This is a genomic window from Calothrix rhizosoleniae SC01, from assembly GCF_900185595.1.
Lineage (GTDB): Bacteria > Cyanobacteriota > Cyanobacteriia > Cyanobacteriales > Nostocaceae > Calothrix_A > Calothrix_A rhizosoleniae.
The window spans coordinates 24,052-46,096 of the sequence record NZ_FYBH01000138.1 but is presented as its reverse complement, the minus strand read 5'-3'; the positions used below and the strand labels follow the sequence as shown (position 1 = coordinate 46,096).

Annotated in this window: 19 protein-coding genes and 1 pseudogene; 11 read left to right on the top strand and 9 right to left on the bottom strand. The window is 39.2% G+C overall.

Features of this window, described 5'->3' with window-relative positions; genetic code table 11:
* The first annotated feature begins 66 nt into the window (after window positions 1–66).
* The 7 genes and pseudogenes from CALSC_RS08455 (at window position 67) to CALSC_RS08425 (ending at window position 8,094) form a co-directional block, all read left to right on the top strand.
* Complete coding sequence (locus CALSC_RS08455; RefSeq protein ID WP_088240927.1) at window positions 67–552, top strand: hypothetical protein; 486 nt, start codon at window positions 67–69, stop codon at window positions 550–552.
* 85 nt (window positions 553–637) lie between these two features.
* Window positions 638–1,018 carry a DUF423 domain-containing protein gene (locus tag CALSC_RS08450; RefSeq protein WP_088240926.1) on the top strand — a complete coding sequence of 127 codons (381 nt, stop codon included), beginning with the start codon at window positions 638–640 and terminating at the stop codon, window positions 1,016–1,018.
* A gap of 234 nt (window positions 1,019–1,252) precedes the next feature.
* A complete protein-coding gene (locus tag CALSC_RS08440; protein ID WP_088240924.1) occupies window positions 1,253–2,803 on the top strand; it encodes a CPBP family intramembrane glutamic endopeptidase in 1,551 nt (516 codons plus the stop codon).
* Window positions 2,804–2,995: 192 nt separating this feature from the next.
* Window positions 2,996–3,154 (top strand): annotated as a pseudogene (locus tag CALSC_RS27355) (Uma2 family endonuclease); the annotation flags it as partial.
* A gap of 1,220 nt (window positions 3,155–4,374) precedes the next feature.
* Complete coding sequence (locus CALSC_RS08435) at window positions 4,375–4,650, top strand: TM2 domain-containing protein (RefSeq protein WP_088240923.1); 276 nt, start codon at window positions 4,375–4,377, stop codon at window positions 4,648–4,650.
* Window positions 4,651–5,061: 411 nt separating this feature from the next.
* Window positions 5,062–7,479, top strand: coding sequence for a heavy metal translocating P-type ATPase (locus CALSC_RS08430; protein ID WP_088240922.1), 2,418 nt, complete (start codon window positions 5,062–5,064; stop codon window positions 7,477–7,479).
* A gap of 180 nt (window positions 7,480–7,659) precedes the next feature.
* A complete protein-coding gene (locus tag CALSC_RS08425; protein ID WP_088240921.1) occupies window positions 7,660–8,094 on the top strand; it encodes an FHA domain-containing protein in 435 nt (144 codons plus the stop codon).
* 238 nt (window positions 8,095–8,332) lie between these two features.
* On the opposite strand, the gene pcrA is transcribed toward CALSC_RS08425, so the two are convergent.
* From pcrA to CALSC_RS08410, 4 genes are all read right to left on the bottom strand, one after another.
* Window positions 8,333–10,666 (bottom strand): DNA helicase PcrA, encoded by a 2,334-nt coding sequence (pcrA, locus tag CALSC_RS08420; RefSeq protein ID WP_088240920.1) that lies wholly within the window; start codon window positions 10,664–10,666, stop codon window positions 8,333–8,335.
* Between the two features lie 302 nt (window positions 10,667–10,968).
* Entirely contained in the window at window positions 10,969–11,739 is a 771-nt protein-coding gene (locus CALSC_RS08415) for an ABC transporter ATP-binding protein (protein WP_088240919.1), read from the bottom strand.
* 254 nt (window positions 11,740–11,993) lie between these two features.
* Window positions 11,994–12,182, bottom strand: a complete 189-nt coding sequence (locus tag CALSC_RS25820) for a hypothetical protein (protein ID WP_143288193.1) — start codon at window positions 12,180–12,182, stop codon at window positions 11,994–11,996.
* 224 nt (window positions 12,183–12,406) lie between these two features.
* Window positions 12,407–13,660 (bottom strand): ABC transporter permease, encoded by a 1,254-nt coding sequence (locus CALSC_RS08410; RefSeq protein WP_088240918.1) that lies wholly within the window; start codon window positions 13,658–13,660, stop codon window positions 12,407–12,409.
* Window positions 13,661–14,129: 469 nt separating this feature from the next.
* Between CALSC_RS08410 and CALSC_RS08405 the strand changes: the two genes are divergently transcribed.
* From CALSC_RS08405 to CALSC_RS08390, 4 genes are all read left to right on the top strand, one after another.
* The gene (locus CALSC_RS08405; protein ID WP_088240917.1) at window positions 14,130–15,827 is read left to right on the top strand and encodes a GH3 auxin-responsive promoter family protein; all 1,698 of its coding nucleotides are present in this window, start codon (window positions 14,130–14,132) and stop codon (window positions 15,825–15,827) included.
* Between the two features lie 322 nt (window positions 15,828–16,149).
* The gene (locus tag CALSC_RS08400) at window positions 16,150–16,644 is read left to right on the top strand and encodes a hypothetical protein (protein WP_159460586.1); all 495 of its coding nucleotides are present in this window, start codon (window positions 16,150–16,152) and stop codon (window positions 16,642–16,644) included.
* Window positions 16,625–17,515 carry a hypothetical protein gene (locus tag CALSC_RS08395; RefSeq protein ID WP_088240915.1) on the top strand — a complete coding sequence of 297 codons (891 nt, stop codon included), beginning with the start codon at window positions 16,625–16,627 and terminating at the stop codon, window positions 17,513–17,515. The genes CALSC_RS08400 and CALSC_RS08395 overlap by 20 nt, the downstream gene beginning before the upstream one ends.
* Before the next feature lie 7 nt (window positions 17,516–17,522).
* A complete protein-coding gene (locus CALSC_RS08390; protein ID WP_088240914.1) occupies window positions 17,523–18,269 on the top strand; it encodes an aspartyl/asparaginyl beta-hydroxylase domain-containing protein in 747 nt (248 codons plus the stop codon).
* A 19-nt stretch (window positions 18,270–18,288) separates the two neighbouring features.
* Here the strand turns inward: CALSC_RS08390 and CALSC_RS08385 are convergent, their stop codons facing one another.
* The 5 genes from CALSC_RS08385 to efp all read right to left on the bottom strand — a co-directional run bounded on the left by CALSC_RS08385 (window position 18,289) and on the right by efp (window position 21,950).
* Window positions 18,289–19,062 carry a class II glutamine amidotransferase gene (locus tag CALSC_RS08385; RefSeq protein WP_088240913.1) on the bottom strand — a complete coding sequence of 258 codons (774 nt, stop codon included), beginning with the start codon at window positions 19,060–19,062 and terminating at the stop codon, window positions 18,289–18,291.
* 83 nt (window positions 19,063–19,145) lie between these two features.
* On the bottom strand, window positions 19,146–20,087 hold the full coding sequence (locus CALSC_RS08380; RefSeq protein WP_235006725.1) for a sulfite exporter TauE/SafE family protein: 942 nt from the start codon (window positions 20,085–20,087) through the stop codon (window positions 19,146–19,148).
* Window positions 20,088–20,162: 75 nt separating this feature from the next.
* A complete protein-coding gene (locus tag CALSC_RS08375; protein WP_088240912.1) occupies window positions 20,163–20,510 on the bottom strand; it encodes an ArsR/SmtB family transcription factor in 348 nt (115 codons plus the stop codon).
* Window positions 20,511–20,575: 65 nt separating this feature from the next.
* Complete coding sequence (accB, locus tag CALSC_RS08370; RefSeq protein ID WP_088240911.1) at window positions 20,576–21,109, bottom strand: acetyl-CoA carboxylase biotin carboxyl carrier protein; 534 nt, start codon at window positions 21,107–21,109, stop codon at window positions 20,576–20,578.
* A 277-nt stretch (window positions 21,110–21,386) separates the two neighbouring features.
* Window positions 21,387–21,950: an elongation factor P gene (gene efp, locus CALSC_RS08365; protein ID WP_088240910.1), complete on the bottom strand. Its 564-nt coding sequence runs from the start codon at window positions 21,948–21,950 to the stop codon at window positions 21,387–21,389.
* Window positions 21,951–22,045: the final 95 nt, after the last annotated feature.

Sequence of the window (22,045 nt, the reverse complement as noted above, 5' to 3'; positions counted from 1 at the left end):
CGATTCCCCATTTTCCATCTAGTAAGGTTACAATCGCAAACAAAGCTTAAATCACCAGATGTGACTATGAAAACTGCTGGAAAATTGGCTGCTGGTTGGCTGTTAACACTTGGAGTTATGTTAATGACTTTATCAATCTCTGCTGAGGTTGATAAACATAAAATGCTCAAACCTCTTCCACCAGGTATTGATGGTGACTACCAAGAATTTTTGAATACAGAAGCTCTTTATCTACTGGATATTACTGCCAAGCAAGGTTTAATTTTTGGCTTCCCGACTTTAGCTATTGGAGGATGGTTAGCTTTAGGATTATATCGTCAAGGCAAGCAAGAGAAACAAGCCAGCGAAGAACAGGCAAGCAAAAATTTACAATCCATTTTTTACCGTATGGTACAAGAAAACGAGGGACGGATCTCCTTGTTAGGTTTTGCTATGCAGTCGCAATTACCACCTACCACAGCTAAAGAATATTTAGATATCAAAGCTCAAGAATTAAACGCTAATTTTAAAGTTAGCGAAGAAGGCTCAGTACTATATCATTTTGATGCCTAGTTATGAGCAACCTAATCGCAATCAATAGGCTTTTCCCGTAATAGATAAGATATATCTATATTAGAGTTGACAAATTATAACTGAAATGCCACAGATTTTCTTGACATTGGGAGCGATTTTAGGCGGTTCGTCTGTAGCAATTGGAGCCTTTGGCTCTCATATTTTACGCTCAAAAATTAGCGAGCGATCGCTGGAAATTTTTGCCACTGGTGTACGCTACCAAATGTTTCATGCCCTAGCTTTGATGATTGTGGCTCTGTTACTGATTCTAATTAAATCTCCATCTACCACCCTCATAACTAGTGGCTGGCTATTCATAACTGGTGTGGTAATTTTTTCTGGTAGCTTGTATGCTCTGAGCTTAACTGGTACAACATCTTTTGGTATGGTAGCCCCATTCGGAGGGTTAGCTTTAATGACTGGTTGGGTGACTTTAGCCGTTGCTGCTTGGAATTGGAAATCATGAACTCACAGCCCACACATACTTTGATAATCATATGTGTGGGTTGTAAATGCTATTAGGCGATGTGAAAGAAGCAACTGTGAAGACAAAGCCTAGGAGACAATCACCTCATTTATCCTTTAAGCTTTTAAATAACGGAGAAAAACCCTATCAATTGGTTTATTTAAGGAGAGAAGAGAAAATTGGCGAACAGGGTTTTCCTCCGGGGAACCTGATAACTGATAATTGATAACTAATATGACAATCAAGCGGTTGCTATTAATTTTACTGACACTAGTAGCAATATGTTTTTATAGTCTGGCTTTATTTAAAAGTTGGCAAGAGCCTCAAATCCAAAGCAGTTTGGAACTTTATCAAACTAATATTCTCCTCCAAGCACAAGAATGGCATCCCGAAAATAATACTCCTGAGAATGTAGAAACAGCAAAAACTGCTTTTCTGGGCAAACAGCCCTTGGAAACTGCGAATAAACAATATGAGCAAGTACGTAAATCAGCTGCCGATAATTTGGCAAAAATCAAAAAACAACTGGCACAACAATCCACTACATCCTTAGATATCCGAGAAACAGAGAATACTGAAAGCAAACAGTTGCAACAATCTCTACAACAGCTGCAAAAATTAATTGCAGAATTAGATTTACGTTTAGGAGTTATACAAGCAGCTCAAACAAATACAGATGTAGCTCTGCAAACTTGGACAGATTTAGCCAAAAAACCAGATGTCAACCCCAATTTTGCCGAAACAGCACTTGTTTTGGCTGGAATTTGGAGCGATCCTCCCAGAATTTTACCCAATGCCCAAACATTAATTACCAGCAATTTAACAGGTTGGTTTCGCTTTACTAGTCTTACCAAGCTATACAAACTACAGCAACGAGAAGCAGATTTATCTAACTTGTTAGTCAAAGCTCAAGAAAATGCTGAAGGAGCAATATTCAAACTAGGGATTGTCATTACCCTACCTTTAGTTACTGGTATCATCGGTGTTGTTTTATTAATTGTGTTAATTATACAGAGAATTTTTCAAGGTAAAAATTCTCTGTGGGCTAAAAATGAGGACTTGTCTTGGTCAACACCTTGGGATAGTGAAACTATATTACAGGTTTTTATCTTTGGTTTTTTCTTTGGAGGACAAATTGTGATTGGGCAATTTGTCATGCCTTTGCTATTACAGATACTCCCCATTACTCGTCCGGTAAATATACAAACCCAGGCATTTTTACTTTTATTGAGCTATTTACTGGTAGCATTGGGAGCACTTGCAGTCTTGTATCTATCCATTAAAAGCTTTTTACCCCTTACCTCTGGATGGTTCCGTTTGCGCTTCCAAGAAAAATGGTTTTTGTGGGGATTGGGTGGCTATTGCGTCGCTTTACCCATAGTAGTATTAGTTTCCCTGATTAATCAAAAGTTATGGCAGGGTCAAGGTGGTAGTAATCCTCTGTTGCAATTAGTATTAGATAGCCAAGATTCTGTAGCTTTGTTCGTCTTTTTCTGTACTGCGGGTATTGCTGCTCCATTCTTTGAAGAATTTCTCTTCCGTGGCTTTTTACTACCTTCCCTAACTCGCTATTTCCCTGTATGGGGAGCAATTATTGTCAGTAGCTTGGTATTTGCAATTGTCCATTTAAACTTATCAGAAATTATCCCTTTAATGGCTTTAGGGATGGTTTTAGGATTTATTTATACGCGATCGCGTAATCTTTTAGCTCCCATATTACTACATAGTCTCTGGAACAGTGGTACTCTGATGAGTCTATTTATCCTGGGTAGTAGTGGGAAGTAAACTATAACCTGAATTTACAGAATAAAGGGAGGAGATTAAGCAAGTTAATAATCATATTTTGGCGGCTGAAGGTTTGCAGAAAAATGCAGTCATTTAATACTTTTATGTGCTTTTATGGTAGTGCAAAAATGGATATAGATTTGTTATAGCATCAGTCAGCGAACAAAAACGGCAAATATTCCCATGACAAAAAATGGGTGTCGATTAGAGTGGTTGATAAACAGAAAAAAACAGGAAGTAGAAATTTATCATTCAGGACGAGAGGTGTAAGTTTTGAAATTACCTCCAACTCTTTCTGGAGAAAATGTTTTACCTGGATTTGTACTCAATCTACAAAGAATTTGGGGATAAAGACGGAGTGCTTATGATATATCTGTGATTATCCAGTTGGTTTATATTGCAAAAGATGACAAAATTTTGCTTGATTGCATATGCCCCTATTTGGCTAACTATAATTGACAATAGGGGTTAATAATTGCTATTCATGGCTATATTTAGTTACTAGTAATACCTAAATAGTTCTATAGTCAGTCCAGATTGATTAGTTCGAGGAAATATTTAATTATCAATGTTACTAAATAATCATAATCCTTGCCATCAAACTTAGCTACTCACAGTAGGATATTGAAGATTATCTGAATTTCCGAATGTGTGCTTCAAGTCACTTTATATTCTCTTTGTAAATCCAATAAAAATTAATACTTTCTTTATCAACGACATCTGGATAAATAGCATACAATCTGCTTACCTAAAACATATTGGTTTCAATTATAGAGGTAATCACCTCCACAGAAACTGCCATTACCATTCATGTATGATTCATATAATGAATGGTTTATTCATCCCGCCTTCATAAATCCTATGCAAATTAGTAGTAAATTTCCTTAGCCAGAATCTTGCAATTACACAAAATAGATTCCCTGATAGTCCGGGATTTATCTAATTTATATGTAAAAAGTAATATAGCTAGGAATTACGTATATTAACCCGATTTTTATGTAAAATCGTTGGTTTAAACTACTAGGAACCTACAAAATAATGGGTTTCTTGCTTATGCGAACTTATGCGAGGAAAATTTTCATGGCGACGGGGATACTGCGCTTTACTCGCAACAGTCTCCGTGTAGGGAAGAAATACCAGAGTTGGAGGCGATTATGTCTCTATCGTTTGTCATTAATTAATTACGTAAATTTTGTGTCAGTACTGATAATGTATTAACCTTTGAATTTCTATGTAGCAGATTTAATTTACTCAGAAAATTATCTAAATTCAAAACTTAATATATAGCATTAGGCAATTATGTTAGGACATTTTTGAAGTCTGAAACCTATAAGCAGTAAACTTATCACTTATTACTTGCGTATAGCGTTATATAGTCCGCTTGGAACAGATTTACTTCAATTCAGAATTGTCATCATAATTTAAATTCATAGTTGTAGAAGAATATATTAAAGCATTGTGAATCATTGCTCTAGCTATGTAGCTATTGACAGTTCATCTTAGTTCACATATATTCTGTTGTCGCTGATATTTTTAACTGTTAAATTCCCCACGAGTGGTAGATATTTTTTATGGCAAATCTCAACTCTAATTACGCAGCTAAGCAACTTTTAGCCGGTTACGGAGCTATTATTTTTGGTAGTCTTGGTATCCATAAATTCATTCTGGGGTATACAGCAGAAGGAATATTAACAATAATTATCTCTATTCTTGGAGGCTATTTCTCCTATGGATTTACATTATTGATTATGCAAGTTGTGGGCTTAGTTGAAGGAATTATTTATTTAAATAAGAGCCATGAAGAATTCATAGATAACTATTTTACTAATAAGCAAGGTTGGTTTTGAAATTTGTCTAAAAGCCAATATGAAGGAAATCCCGATGGAAAAGTTATAAGCAACTCCTTCTTCCTTATGATTCACGATCTAAAATCCAAAATCTAAAATCCAAAATGGTATGAGGTATATTTATCTTGTATTCCTAGCTCTCATAAGTTGTGGCTATTTTAGTACCATCTCTAATTTAGAAATTAATCATTTTTGGCAGGGCGAAATGGTAATGATCCCATTACAATTCACAGTATTAATTTACCTGAGTTATTTGCGTGGTAGCAAAGGGAACAACTCCACAGGTTCATGAACATCTTCACAAAAATTAATGTCTCTGACTACCTGTCTTATTCCCGAATTTAGCCTAACCTCGAAATAGAGGCGCATTTAATTGGGCGCTGAAATTTCGTAACTAATCAAACATTTCCCATGCAAATTGTCCCCAGAACCAAGGAACCTACAGAAAAAACCCCAACGGTAAATACAGAAAAAATTACCTTGGATGTTGGGGGAATGAAATGTGCTGGCTGTGTTAAATCAGTGGAGAAGCAACTGAATCAGTATCCAGGGGTTAGGAATGCTTGTGTGAATTTAGCAACAGAAGTAGCTGTTGTGGAGTCAGAACTGGGTATAGTTGATGCCCAAGCTTTGGCAAAGCAACTAACATCTGTGGGATTTCCCAGTCAACCCCGAGCTACAAATAGAATATTGGCAGATACTTCTGAAACTCAACAGCACACACAGATGCAGTCTGCATGGCGAAAATTAATTATTGCTGGAGTACTGTTATTTTTATCCTTAATTGGGCATTTTGGAACTATTGCTGGTTCGTCCTTAATGTTTTTGCATAATATTTGGTTTCATTTTGGACTAGCAACGGTAACATTATTATTTCCGGGTCGTTCAATTTTGGTAGATGGGTGGCTAAGTTGGCGACGTAATGCACCCAATATGAACAGTCTAGTGGGTTTGGGAACCCTAACGGCTTATACCGCGAGCTTGGTGGCATTAATATTCCCCCAGATAGGCTGGGAATGCTTTTTTGATGAGCCGGTAATGATGCTGGGTTTTATTCTCTTGGGAAAAACCTTGGAACAACAAGCAAAGGGTCGTGCAGCTGCTGCATTTAAGCAATTAATGTCATTACAACCCCCCATCGCTCGCTTGATTGCTAATCCCCAATCATCTCAGAAAGGTGCGGGGATGGTGGAAATTCCTGCTGAACAGGTAAAGGTAGGGGAATGGTTGCAAGTTTTACCAGGAGAGAAGATTCCCGTTGATGGTGAGGTAATGTCAGGGCAAACTAGCATTGATGAATCCATGTTGAGTGGGGAATCTGTACCTATTAGTAAACAGGTAGGGGATGGTGTGACTGCTGGTACGATCAATCAATCAGGAGCGATCGCAATTCAAGCTACTCGCACTGGTGGAGATACTACTTTGGCACATATCATTGCTTTAGTGGAAGCAGCCCAAACCCGCAAAGCTCCTGTACAGAAATTAGCAGATACGGTGGCTGGTTACTTTACCTACGGGGTGTTAACAGCCTCCATCCTCACATGTCTATTTTGGTACTTTTTCGGTACTCATATTTGGCCAGATATTGTCAATCCCATAGCTCACCAACAACTCTCTCCTTTCGGGTTAACAAACCAGGAAATTCCCACTACATACGCCGGACTATTACTAAGTTTAAAGTTAGCGATCGCTGTTATGGTTGTTGCTTGTCCCTGTGCTTTAGGACTTGCTACACCCACAGCAATTTTGGTGGGTACAGCAATGGGTGCTGAAAGGGGTTTACTAATTAAAGGTGGTGATGTGCTGGAGAAGGTTCATCGTCTGGATACGGTAGTCTTTGATAAAACAGGAACCCTGACAACTGGTAAACCCACGGTTACTGATTGCCTACCTTTACCATCAGCAAATCTCACTGCCAATAGCTTACTCCAACTAGCTGCAGCCGTAGAAAGCGGTACTTCCCATCCTCTAGCAAATGCGATTCAAACCGCAGCTCAACAGCAGCAATTAGCGATCCCCACCGCCACTGAATTTCATACTGAACCAGGATTGGGGGTATCTGCAATGGTAGATAATTCCTTGGTTTTATTGGGTAACTGGAAGTGGTTACAAGGGCATGGAATTGCTATTCCTCCAGCCGCAGAGGAACAAGCTAATGTCTTCGCCAAGTTGGGCAAAACCATAGTTGGTGTCGCTAGAGACGAGCAATTGATAGGAATAATTGCAGTTAGCGATCCCTTGAGAAAAGATGCAAAAACAACCGTAGAACAGCTACAAAACATGGGTTTACGGATCATGCTCCTATCTGGGGATCGTCAAGAAGTCGCTAACACCATTGGCAACCAACTGGGATTAAATAGTATGGATATCATTGCTGGTGTACCCCCTGCCAAAAAAGCTGCTACCATCCAAGAACTACAGCAAGGAAAACTGGCAACAAATGTTTCCTCCCAGGAATCTTTAATGTCCGTGGCGATGGTGGGAGACGGTATTAACGACGCTCCTGCTCTATCTCAAGCTGATGTAGGCATTGCCTTAAAATCTGGCACCGATGTGGCAATGGAAACCGCAGAAATTGTTTTAATGAGTGATCGCTTAACTGATGTGGTAGCATCTATTCAGCTAAGTAGAGCTACATTTAACAAAATTCGCCAAAACTTATTTTGGGCATTTGCTTACAATACCTTGGGAATTCCCCTAGCCGCAGGAATTTTATTACCTAGCATGGGTTTTGCTCTGAGTCCTGGGGGTGCTGCTGGATTAATGGCTTTTAGTTCTGTGAGTGTTGTGAGCAATTCTTTGTTACTGAAAAACTTGAATCGCCCCTAATATTTAGTTTTAGACATCTGTGCTGCATCTCAGTTAAACTTAAGTCGAGAGTCAATTGTTACCAACTCCTGGCAGTTGGTAACAACTCAGATCACATTTTTTTTGAGATCTGCTTTGTCTCCAAAAAATAACAAATTTTGATTAACGGTATTTTTTAGTGAAGATATTAATAATTTTTCAATGGTAATAGACAATAATCCCAACCATCTATTGATCGTTGAGGACGATCAAGGACGAAAAGAATTTACCCTCATCCACCCCCTCTATTCCATTGGTAGGGATAGACATAATGATATTCGCCTCATATCTCAGTTTGTTTCCCGCCGTCATGCTACATTAATTAAGTGTGTAGAACAAGGCGATCCCCAAAGTTATTATTATCGGATTGTTGATGGTGATGGTAAAGGTAAAAATAGTGTCAATGGTTTGATGATTAACGGGCGCAAGATGGCAAATCACGATCTGCAAAACGAAGACGAAATTGTCTTTGGCCCTCAGGTACGAGCTATTTATTACTTACTTAAAAACGACACTGGGCCCGTAGGAAATACTGATTCTAGTGAATATGATATTACCCTGATTAATCCCGGTATGACTGAGGAATTTGAAGACTGATATGCACTACAAGCGCCAACGGGCTCAATTAAGTAATAAGTAAAAAATAATAAGTAATAAGTAATGCTCGAGCCGGAAACTGGTATAAAGCCTCTTCATTCACGAAGAAAAATAATTAGGGAACTCCAAAAAATAAATTATCCAATTTTTGTCATCAAAATGACTTTCCCTGCTCCCTGCTCCCTGCTCCCTGTTTCCCGCTCTCTGCTCCCCTGCTCTCCTGCATTCAGAGCGTTATTCAACTCATACTTTGTAGCTGGGCTGGATTAACAATTTTTTGCCCCAAGTTATCAAATTTAACTGCCAGAGAAATTTTATTATTTCCACCAAATATGTGGGTAATTTCACCGATACCAAAGGTCTTATGTAAAACTTTATTCCCTACTTGCCAATCCTGTGGTTCAACTTTATTACCTTTGTGAGATGGAGTTACTCTGCTACCATTACCCTGAGGATAATTTTTGCGCCGACCGAATTGGGTTGTCAATAATTCCTCTGGTAATTCTCCTAAAAATTGCGATCGCACGGCAGGTTCTCTATAACCATACAAGCGGCGTTCACGAGCATGGGAAAGGTATAATTTTTCTTGGGCACGGGTAATTCCGACGTAACACAAGCGACGTTCTTCCTCTAAGGCAGCAGGATCATTCATGGAACGGTAATTGGGGAATAATCCCTGTTCTAACCCCACAACGCAAACCACAGGAAATTCCAGTCCTTTAGATGCGTGTAATGTCATCAAGGACACTGCTGCATCCCCTTCTTTCAAGTTATCTAAATCGGAACTAAGAGCAGTACTAGCCAGGAAATTTTGTAAGTTTACCTCTTCATTTTCTTCTTCAAATTGCAACACAGCGTTAAATAATTCCTGGACGTTCTGCAAGCGGTTTTCTGCTTCCTCCGTGCCCTGCTTTTTTAAATCATCAACATAACCCGATGCTTCTAAGACATCTTGCACCAATTGGCTCACAGGTAGGGTAGTTATTTCCTCTCGCCACTTAGCAATCATGTGAGCAAAACCCTTGATCGATTTTGCCGCCCTTCCAGCTAATGTATTAACTGATGTTTCATCACTCAGTATTTCCCACAATGGCATACCCAATTCCTGGGAAGCATTGAGCAAATTTTCAATGGTGGTTTTACCAATTCCCCGACGGGGAGTATTAATTACTCGTAATAAGCTGACCGTATCTGATGGATTCGCGATCGCTCTTAAATAACCCAGCACATCTTTAATCTCTTTGCGATCGTAAAATTTCAAACCACCCACCACAGTATAGGGAATACCCCGACGGACTAGAATATCTTCAAAGGGGCGAGATTGGGCGTTGGTTCTGTAGAGAATGGCAAAACTACCCCAATCCAACTCTGGGTTTTGACTCTCCAGGTTCTGAATTTGATTAATTAGAAACTGAGCCTCAGCCACCTCATCATCGGCTCTATGGCAATAAATTAAATCCCCAGCTCCCCGAGTGGCTTTAAGTATTTTATCAATTCGTTGAGTATTATTCTCAATTAGTTCATTTGCAGCTTGGAGAATATTTTCACAGGAACGGTAATTTTCCTCCAGTTTGACCATACTGCGGGTATCTTCATCTGCCAACCCATCCCCAAAATCTTGCTGAAACTCTAACAAGATGGTGAAATCTGCCATCCTAAAGGAATAAATTGATTGATCCGCATCCCCCACCACAAAAACAGAACGCTGTTCCCAATCCCAATTACTCTTTTTCTGTTCCCCATTTGTTACCAATTGGCGGATTAATTCATATTGGGTGCGGTTAGTATCTTGATATTCATCTACCAGAATATGGCGAAACTTACGATGCCAATAGCCTAATACCTGGTCATTTTGTTGGAACAGCCTGGTGGGTAGTAATATTAAATCATCAAAATCTAAAGCATTATTTTCTGCCAGCCTATCTTGATAATGACCATAGACTTGAGCAATAACCCTTCCTTTATAATCCTGTCGTTCTAACTCCAATTCTTTAGGGGAAAAGCCTTGGTTTTTGGCATTACTAATGGCATAACGCACAGAACGGGGTTCAAACTTCTTATCATCCAAATTTAATTGCTTAGTGACAATTTCCTTCACTAAGCTTTGAGCATCAGACTCATCAAAAATAGAAAAATTACGATCCCACTTCCGTCCCTTCTCATCTTGATATTTTTCCACATCAAATCGCAGCACACGAGCTAGCAAGCTGTGGAAAGTACCCACCCACATTTCCTTAATATAATTGCGCCAAACCCTTGATTTGAGTTGAGTTTGTTCATACTCTGGTAGCAGCTCAAACTTTTCGCCATATTCAGACATTGCCAATTGTTCAGCAAATAACTTCTGAATTCTTTCCTTCATCTCCCGTGCAGCTTTGTTCGTAAAAGTAACCGCCAGGATATTTTCTGGATCGACACGGTGTTGCAAAATTAAATTAGCAATTCGATAAGTCAATGCCCGCGTTTTACCGGAACCTGCACCAGCAACAACTAGTAACGGACCACAAAAATGCTCAACAGCACGGCGTTGACTGGGATTAAGATGGCTGAGGAATTGGTTGGTTGTTGTCATGGTACTAGGGTAGAACAAAAATACAAGCAATAGCGTAGACTCAACGCGGCTTGTTGGCAGACATTGCCCTATTGTTCAGGTTACAATATTAAACCGACACCGGAACGATAAAGACTCAAGCAATAAGTAATAAGTAATAGTTAATAAGTTTACTGTTCATAGGTTTGACCCTTCAATAATTTCATAACGTGCTGTGGTAGTGATATAAAACTTTTAATCGTAAGCAAAGCGACGCGGTTTTAACCCGTCCCGTAGCATCTTTGTAGAATCCCCTCGTCTTCAGGCAGGGGAGCAGTCAACAATTATATAGAATCAGTGTTAATCAACCCATCTTCCATCTCCGTAACATAGTCAGCAAACTTTTTAATGCGAGAATCGTGGGTGACAATAACTACAGTAGTCCCTTCTTTCTTTGCCAATTGACATAATAGATCAATAACCAGTTGTCCATTGTGGGAATCAAGAGCAGCAGTAGGTTCATCAGCCATAATCAGTGGAGGATTACCAGCTAAGGCGCGAGCAATGGCAATTCTTTGTTTTTGTCCTCCAGATAAGTTACCAGGTAGGCTATTTGCTTTATCGGCTAAACCAACCTTATCTAGTAAATTCAGAGATTGTTGGCGTGCTGGCTTACCTTTAATGCCTTTAATATTCAATGCTACTTCTACGTTCTCCGCCGCCGTTAATGCGGGAAATAGATTAAAACCCTGAAATATAAATCCTATGGTATCTCGCCTAAATTTAGATAAATTTTTACTAGACATGCTAGTAATATCTTTACCTAGCAAATGTACACTACCACTTGTGGGAGTTAAAATCCCTGCCAAAATTGATAGTAAAGTTGTTTTGCCTGATCCAGATGGTCCCATTAACAATTGAATTGCACCCTGAGGAATGTTTAAGTCTATTCCCTTAAGCGCCACAAAACTTGCAAGACCAGATTTATAAACCATTTTTATGTCTCTGGCTGCGATGGCACAGGTTTTCACTGTAGTTAATTCATCAATAGACTGAGAATATTTCCATTTGTGAATTCTAGAATTCTTTATCAATCTAACTTGAGAAGAGGTCATTTTAGTAAATATTTATTAGTTGTCAGTGATCAGTGATCAGTCTTACCACCTAAAATATGGAGCAGCCCTGTGATTGAATAATCCCCCTGAATTGACATTCATCCTGTGATCTAAGCCACTTCATCGCAACTGCGGTAGAGAGGTTTAAATTACAAAATGTTTTTATTCCCCAAAAATTTAGTTGGTTTTTCCCTCAAGGTGCGGCAGATACCAGATATAGTTTTCCCAGAATTGGTAATCAAAAATATATAGGGCTACGGGCAAGTAATAAGTGAACCATTGCGGTGGACGGTAAGCCATTGCGGTGGACGGGTTTCCCGGCATAAAGCAAGTGGCGCAACCCATAGGGGTTCCCCGGCATAAAGCAAGTGGCGCAACCCATAGGGGTTCCCCGGCATAAAGCAAATGGTGAACTCCGAAGGAGTAATAAGTTTACTGCTCATAGGTTTGGGTCTTCAATAATGTCCTAGCATAATTGCGTAGTGCCATAAAATCTAAAATCCGAAATGAACATTACATGAGATTGCTATAGGTTGGTAATGGTACTTAAATCACTCAGATCTATTTATAATTTTTGGTTATGAGAATAAGATTAATAATTAATGAAGATATTCATTCCATATTTGCGTCAATCGATAAAAAGTTAACTTTTGATCCATGAACGTAGCTATGCTTTAAAAACAATTGCCGGATCTACTCGGTTGACTTTTTGGATTGCGAATACAGCCGAACTCACACACATAAACAAAGTGATACCAAAAACACCAACAGCAGTAGTTGGTGTAATTAGTATAACGATACCCTGAGTAGCTAATGTCCATATTCCTAAACCCCAACACAATAACATTCCCGGAATATAGCCAATCACAGCCATCCACAAAGCCTGTTCCAAGATGATGCCATATATTACACTATTAGACGCACCCATCGCTTTGAGAGTTCCAAATTCCTTGATATGATCGGACACAGAGGAGTAAAGAATTTGACCAACAATAACTATTCCCACAACGACTCCTACCACTGCACCCAAGCCGAGAATAAATCCAATTCCGGTTCGTCTCTCCCAGAAATTTCGTACTTTTTGCACCATTTCAGTCTTAGTGAAAACACTAGTTCCCGGCAAAAATTTTCTTAGTCGCTTTTTCAGTTTTTGGATATCCTCACCTGGCTTGGCTTTAACTAACACAAAGGAGATGGGACTATTTAAACCCAAAGGTTCGGGAACAGATGCAGGTGGTTTACTAGTTTGTAAAGCCGGATCGACTTTTTCATAAATATTAGTGCATTTAAATTCTTCTGCCTGCAATTTACAGTTGACGCTGGAGGTAATGCGAGAATTAATATAGGCGTTGGCTGTTTCTAGGGAAGCAAATATAAATGAACCAGAAACTACAGATTGAGAATTTTGGGTAATACCCACTACCTGAGCGGATAGTGAACCAATTTTCGCGCGATCGCCAATTTTTCTCACCTGGAGAGAGTTTAATTTAGTTTTATCTACAATCACGGTGTAGGGATTTTTGAGGTCGCTGATACTACCCTGAGCCAGTTTACCTGGTGTAAACAATCTCTTACTGGGATTGAATCCAAATACCTTGACTATTGTTAAATTTCCATTGGGAACTAGCCATCTTACACTGCCTCTGATTAAGGCATCTGCCTGCTCTACTCCCTTGACTGTTCTAGCTTTGACAACATTATCAAACAAAATGGGTTCTGTTAACTCCAGATGTACTATTTGTTGTGAACTAACCCAAATATCAGCAGGAGAATTTGCTATTAATGATACAGTAGAACGAATTACTCCCTGAAATATCCCGGTTTGGATAGTAACAAGGCTAACAGCAAACATAATTCCTGCCTGTGCCACTAGAAAGCGAGGAATATCGACTAAAAGATTTTTGCGAGCAATAGACACCATTAAAACTAGTTAAAGAATCTAAATATCTAGATGAGCAGTATAACTGTGAGTTCCCCGATACATCCACCTGACTTTTTATGGGAAGTGCTAAAAAGGGGGTAGGGGATAGGGTGTAAGGTGTAGGAGGCAGAAGCTTGAAATTGAGACAGGTTTTGGGGTTTGGGTGTTAAGTAATGGGGAAATCCCATCTTTTTATATTGCAATCTGTGAATAACCTGAAAGTGGTCATAACCTTTGAGTAATACGTGATTTACGTCAGATGTAATCTAACACTCAAAGGGTAATTAAAACTTATTTCTCCCACACTCTCTGACTTTTCCACATACCGTGAAAAGTCAGATACATCCACTCAACCCGTGAATAGGAATAACAATGTTGTCTTTTGTTACCATAAATTTTAATTGTGTTAGCAAAAAAACCTAGTATCGTAGTTCTAACTTTTTTTAACTTTTAACTGTTGTGAGGAGTAATGGCAAATTTAGTATTACCACTATTGACAAATGTGGCAAAAATTGCGAAGGCAAATTTTATCCGCAAAACGCGCCAAGTAGATGTTTTTCAAGAGCGATTTTTGCGATCGCTACTTCAAGCTTATCAAGGGACAGAACTGGGTCAAAAATATAGGTTAAGGGATATTAAAACCATCGAGCAATTCCAAAATAGAATACCAATATTACCTTACAGTAGTTATGAACCATATGTTGAGCGAATTGCTGCTGGGGAAAGTAATGTTCTTACACCCGATCCAGTTGTCTATATCAATCTTACCAGTGGTTCTACGGGTAAACAGAAGTTAATTCCTGTGACAAATAAATCACGCCAAGTTTTAAGTCGTGCTAATCAGGTATGTATTGGATTTGCTGCGGATGCTGCCCAAAGGCGTGGTTCGTCACTTGGTAAAATGCTACTGACCAGTTCAGTACAATTAATGGGGCGAAGTAGTGCTGGTATTCCCTATGGTCCTGTGAGTGTTGGTGACTTACGCTTAAATCAACTCCTTTACAAACAAGTTTTTGCTCATCCCTACCAAGCTCTATTACCAGCAGATTCCCACACTCGTCATTACATGTGTTTGCTGTTTGCCTTAAGTAATCCCAATATGAGGATAATTGGGGCTAATTTTCCCGTGCTGGGTTTACAGTTAGCTCAATATTTGGAATCCTATGCAGAAGAGTTGATCCACGACTTAAAAACAGGGGAAATTACATCCAACCTGCAACTAGAACCAGAACTAAGAACACAACTACAACGGCAATTTTCAGCACAGCCAAACCGAGCAAGGAAACTTGAGGAAATTTTGCACAGTGAAGGCAAACTTACCCCTCATCTAGCATGGCAAAATCTCAGCTGTATAACTACAGCCCGTGGTGGTACCTCAAATTTTTATTTTGAACGCTTTCCCCGTTACTTTGGCGATACTCCCATATTTGGCGGTGTTTATGCCTCTGCGGAAGCGACGTTTGGTATTTATCAGGACTTTAACCATGACGGTGCCGTTTTATCAATTGATACTGGATTTTTTGAATTTATTCCTCCAGATCAATGGGATGTGGATCAACCCAAAACCCTTTTACCCCAGGAGGTAGAAGTAGGGCAATATTACCGGATTCTGGTAACAAACTATAATGGTTTTTACCGTTATGATATTGGCGATGTGGTTGAGGTGGTAGGTTTTTATCATCAGACACCTCTGTTGAGTTTCCGTCATCGAGTAGGAGGATTGTTATCTTCCACAACAGAGAAAACCAACGAATTTCATGCCACCCAAGTCATGCAGCAATTACAACAGGATTTTGAATTACCCCTAGAGAATTTCTGTATTACTCTCTCAGAGCAAGAGGTTCCAGCCCATTACTTATTAAATATTGAGCTAGTTCCTGGTTACACCCTCAACAATCCCCAGGAATTTTTAGCTCAGTTTGACCAAAAATTAAAACAAGCGAACATATCTTATGAAGATAAGCGACAAACTCGTCGGGTTCCATCCCCTAGATTGCGGATTTTAGCACCTGGAAGTTTTGCTCAACTTCGTCAGCGCCTTTTACAAAAAGGAATACCTGCTTCCCAGTTAAAATTCCCTCATATCAGTGAAAATCGCCAATTTCTGGCTGGACTGACAGTACAACAGGAAATTAGGTTACCTATGGATGAAGATGCCTTGGTATAGCATTAAATATCTAAATTAGGATATCATTTTTTTCCCACAGGAAAAGGTAGAAAATTTTCCCTAAACCAAGAACGTAATACTGTATGAGCAAGGACTGAGAGGTTAATAGCTAGAACATCGATTCAGTAATGCCACAATCCTTGGTTAGGTGAGAGGAGGGAGTGTGGGAAAATGGGCAAGAGGAGAGGAAGGGAAGAGGGAAAGAGCGGAGAAGGGAAGGAGGGAAGAAGAGTAATTTATACTCATCTTCCCATCACTCCCATACTCCATCACTCCCCACACTCCCCACACTCCCTTGTCTTCTCTATTCCTGAGTTCCGCGATGATACATAAATCCTTAGCAGTTTCGCTTGTACAAAAATGGGCTATACCACTTTTATTAATCTTGGTTACGATACGACAAATGGTACTTGCCCACACCGTAGGATTAAGTCCTTGGCATGGAGGAGGCTGGGGTATGTTTTCCTCTGTAGATAGGGATGAGAGACGCTTGATTCAGGTTTTGGGAACAGATAATCGAGGCAAATTAATCAAGATTGACTCCAAATCTCTCAAAAATCTGTTTTCAGATCAAGATTTGATTTTAATTAGGACTTTTCCCACAACATATTTGCTGGAAACAGTAGCTGACAAATTATTGGGTTCCCAATTAAATAAGTTTGAGAATCAAGGAGCTAAACAACCATCACTTAAAAATCTGCAAAAAGTCAAGATTCAAGTTTGGCGATTGCATCATGACCGAGAAAACAGTAGCATCCGATATAAAGTTTTGAGTCCAGGGGTGGAGGCTAAAAAAGATGATTTCTCAGGTTATTGATAGTTTTCGCCAAGCTTTTACGAAACTGATAGAGCAACCGAAATACCTGTTGATACTGCGATTAACATTACTATTAGTATTGTTACATGGACCTGATGAATTTACATTATCAAGATTGCCCGAAAAAATTTTCAGTGCCTTAATGCTTTTTATCCCGAATTTGCTGATTCAAAGATTCATGTGGTTGGCTCTTTGTACAGTTTTAATCATTAATAACATCAGGTTTTGGTTCCTTTATGTTAACCACGAATATCTAATTACTTATTGGTGTTTGGTTTGTCTATTAGCAATTTATAGCTCCAAGCCAGAGCAAATTATGATGTGGAATGCTAAACTCTTGCTTGGTTTATGTTTCTTTTTGTCAACAGTCTGGAAATTTATCTCTGGGGAGTATTTAGATGGTTCTTTTTTACACGCAACATTTTTACTAGATAAAAGATTGGAGATGGGAGCATCTCTGTTAGGAGGATTAGATTCAGAGGTTTTAACAACTAATCGTCAAGCATTTGCATCCATGCAAGCTAATGGCGTAATCAACGAGGAAGTAAAACTCATAACTAGTCCATTGATGAGTTACCTGAGCTTAGTTTTTTCCTACTGGACTTTATTGATTGAGGGTGTAATTAGTATGGCTTTTCTCTCTTCCATACCAAAGTGGTTGGGTAAAAATCGAGATTGGTTACTGATTTTATTTATTGTTACAACCTACCCTCTTATACCTGTATATAGTTTTGCAGCCATGCTATGTATACTTGGTTTAGCTCAATGTTCAATGAATGAGCAAAAGCAATTTAATACTTATCTTATGGTATGTTTACTAATTCCATTGTGGATGCCATTACCGCAAGCAATATTCAATTTAATTAGTTAAATAGAGAATGAAAAACTTAATTGATATCGTTGTTAAAAATTTAGAAAAAACTGTACTCAAAGATGCTTGGCTAGAAAATTTAGTTGGTAAATATTCTTTAATTGGTGACTCCGCTTTTTTTGATCCTCAACAATTTCCTTGGACGCAGGAACTAGAAGCTAATTGGACGGTGATTCGTCAAGAATTAGAACAAGTGCTTCAGGATGTGGACGAATTACCCAACTTTCAAGATATTTCTAAAAGACAGTATCGCATTGCCAATGATAATCTCTGGAAAACCTATTTTTTCTATGCTTTTGGCTTTAAAGCCACTAACAATTGTCAAAGATGTCCCCAGACAACAAAGCTCTTAGAAAAAATTCCGGGAATGAAGGTAGCATTTTTTTCTATCCTCGCTCCAGGGAAGCATATTCCTGAACATCGAGGTAAGCATAAAGGTATAATTCGCTATCACTTGGGTTTAATGATTCCAGAACCCCAATCTGCTTGTCGAATTCGTATTGCTGATAAAGTTGCTTATTGGGAAGAAGGCAAAAGTTTAATGTTTGACGATACTTTCTACCATGAAGCTTGGAACGAGACAGATGATTATCGTGTGGTTTTATTTCTAGATATTGCTAGACCTTTACGTTTTCCCCTTTCTCTTGTCAATTGGTTAGTGAATAACTTAATTGCTGCATCACCTATTATTCAAGAAGCGAAAACCAATCATGAGCAATGGGAGAAAAGATTTCAAGTAACAAGTAATAAATAATTGCTATATTTCCAGGTTCTCACGATAAATCTAAGGGTAAACCATCCTGAAATGCGAGTAACTTTCCCTCTGGAATAATTGTCCAAACTTCGTTATCAGTCAGGGGAGTAGTGGCAATTATAGCAACGCGATCGCTCTGTGTGGTTAACTCATTAAAATCTACAGTCACATCTTGATCAATCAAGTGAGCAGCAGCAAATGGGGCTTGGCGAACAATATAACAAAGCTTGGTGGAACAATGGGCAAAAAAGTATTCCCCATCAGAAATTAAGTAGTTAAAAGTACCTTGAGATGAAATTTTATCAGTAATTTCTCTTAGGATTGGGTAAAGCTCTTTGAGAGTTGGCTTTTCTTGGGGAAATTGTTGCCGCAAAGTTTCCAAAATTAAACAAAAAGCTTGTTCACTATCTGTGGTACCTACTGGCTGATAAAATTCCATTTTCGGCAGATGGAAACTGGGTAAATCCCCATTGTGAGCAAATACCCAATATCTACCCCAAATTTCTCGACGAAAAGGATGGCAATTTTCTAGGGAAATTTCCCCTTGGGTGGCTTTACGAATATGGGCAATTACATGGGTAGAGTGGATGGGGTAGTTTCGCACCAACTCTGCTATTGGCGATTTAACGGAAGGTTTGGCATCCACAAACATTCGACAACCCTTACCTTCAAAGAAAGTAATACCCCAACCATCTTTATGGTCATCAGTTTTACCGCCTCGTGCTGCAAAGCCTTCAAAAGAGAAACAAATATCTGTGGGTACATTACAGTTCATTCCTAGGAGTTGACACATAGATCTTGATGCTCTAACAGATGGAATAGTCCTGTTAGATTAAGATTACTTGAGAACTCATCGATCAAACTGACATGGTTGTTTCAATGTGATGATCTTTTTTGGTGAAAAAATACCCGCACTGCTGAAATAATCAAGATTATACCCAAAACTACTTTTAAAATTTGTCCGGGTACAACTCCTACCATTAACCCACCTAATAAAGCACCAATTGCAGAACCTATACCCATTGGTAAAACAGTATTCTTCAGGGGATGACTATAATCTAGAGGAGCTGCTACGGGAATCCGAAATACTCCCTTGCTGGCATATCTCAACACTCCTACTAATACCGTAGGTAAACTGATTAATAATGCTGATGTTCCTGCTGTTTTGACATCCGCACCAAAGGCAAAAATTAATGTGGGAATAATTATCTCTCCCCCAGCTACCCCCAATAAACTACTGACTAGTCCAATCAGCAGTCCAAAGCCAACTCCCGCAATTAACCATAATCCGAGGATATTGGGTAACAGTGCTGTTATTTCTGTGGGTAAAAATCCCTCAATAATTAAAGTTGTGCCAATTATTACCAACAAATATAAAATAATTTGCTCCAATTGGCGATTAGATAACCTATGAGCGATCGCAGTTCCCACAAAAGCTGTAATTACTGCCCCTACAATCAAAGATAAAACAGCAGGTAAAAATGGTATGACGGGTGTAAAAGAAAGGGTTGTCCCTCGAATGGGTATAGCCGCAGCTATGGTGACCAAACTGACAGCTAAATTGAGATAAATCGCTTCTCGAGCTGAATATTTGAGGGAACCGACCAATACTGGTAATCTAAATTCCGCACCTCCCAAGCCCATTAACCCACCTAATAATCCAATGGGTACGGCATAAAGAAAAGCAATACGACGATGATTTTGCCAGCTATGTTTGGACATTTTTGGTAGAGACATGGGAAGTGTAGATGCAGTAACGAAAATTTGCCTTAGTTCAAAGCCTAGTTTTAAGGTGATTTCCGGCAATGAATATACCACTCATAATTAAGGAATGGTGAGGCGTAGGTTGGGTTGAGGGACGAAACCCAACATTATCGAGTTTTAATACACACCCTAGTTCCTGCTATTCAAAATCCGAAAATTGCGAGCCTGTTTTTCCAATCTACTAGCCAAGCGATCGCAAACCTGGTTGCATAATTCAAAAATCATTTCATCCTCCACTCGGTAGTAAGCAGAAGTGCCTTCACTACGTCTACTGAGGATACCTGCTTGCCACATGACTTTTAAATGCTTAGAGACGTTAGCCTGAGACGTTTGTGTTGCCTCTACCAACTCTTGTACGCATTTTTCTTCATCTCGTAGTAGATGCAACAGCCTTAAGCGCATGGGCTCACTTAGCAGGCTAAAATATTCCGCAACTTGTTGCACCACTTCTGTTGGTACAGGCAACGCTTGTTTCATTAGGATTAATCCGCAAGAACTGACATCTTTTAAGTGACTAGGTGTCTGTATATATAGATTAATACTTAATCGGGGTTTATTCGCATCAAAGGTTGACCATATTCTACGGCTTCGCCATTTTCTACCAAAATTTCCATTACTTGTCCGGATACTTCAGCTTCAATTTCGTTCATCAGTTTCATCGCTTCGATGATGCATACTGTTTGATCGCTACGCACCCGATCGCCCACTTCTACAAATGCTGATTCTCCTGGTGCTGGAGCACGATAAAAGGTTCCCACCATAGGGGATGGGACTTCAACTAATTTTGCATTATTAGAGCTAGCTGATGATGGCTGATTAGCGCCATTACTGACCTTATCTGCATCTAAACCATTGCCGGTATCTGAGGTGGGTATAGAAGTTCCTGGAGAAACTGGAATACCCGAACCTACCACACTAGTTAACGGGGATTGTGATATTGACTGTTGTGGGTGATGGGAAGTCACAGTTTTGCGAACTGTAATTTCAAAGTCATCACCTTTAAGGATTAATTCTGCAATATCAGTATTTGCAATAGTGACCAGTAGTTGGCGAATTTCATTAAAGTCGAATGACACTGTTTTTATGACCTCATGAAATGTATGTATTAAATAAATTTATCTACAAATTGTAGAACGGAAAATGGATCAAGAGAGAATAACCCTCTGTGTATTAGTTGAGGTTCTCTAAGGAGTGTGTTTTCCACTCCCGCACTGGCAAGCAACAAGTCAAGTTGAATCTTTCCTGATGCTTACTCTGTGCAGCTAACTTATTTGGGTACAGGTAATAAGCCAAATTTCTGCTTAGTTCTTTTGAGAATAAAGAAAATTGATATCTCGGAACCAAGATGCAAATCTAGTCCTTTTCCCGACCAAGGTAAGTATCGTTACGGGTATCGATTTTAATGCGTTCTCCTTTGGAGATAAATAAAGGAACCATTACTTGAGCTCCTGTTTCTACCACAGCAGGTTTGTTGCCACCTGTAGCAGTATCACCTTTAACACCAGGATCTGTTTCTATAACTTCTAGAACTACGGAATTTGGTAATTCTACTTCCAATATCTGGTCTTCCCAACGAACAACATTAGCTTCCATCCCTTCTTTGATATATTTGACGCGATCGCCAATCTGTGCCTTAGTCAATCTACTTTCTTCATAGGTTTCCATATCCATAAAGACGAAATCATCTCCTTCTTTATAGGTATGTTGCATGACAATTTTTTCTAGAGTCGCTTGTGGAACCGTCTCTCCAGCCCGGAAGGTTTTTTCCACCACGTTCCCTGTCTGGACATTTTTTAACTTTGTCCGCACAAAGGCGGCTCCTTTTCCTGGTTTGACGTGGAGAAATTCCACTACACGCCATACAGATCCATCGATTACAATTGAGACACCAGGTCGAAAGTCATTACTGGAAATCATGAAGCTTTAATTTTTTGGAAGACAATCGGCATTCATTGTACCCTTCAAAAGGAATAATTAGTCATTAGTTATTAGTTATTTAGTTTGTCACTAGA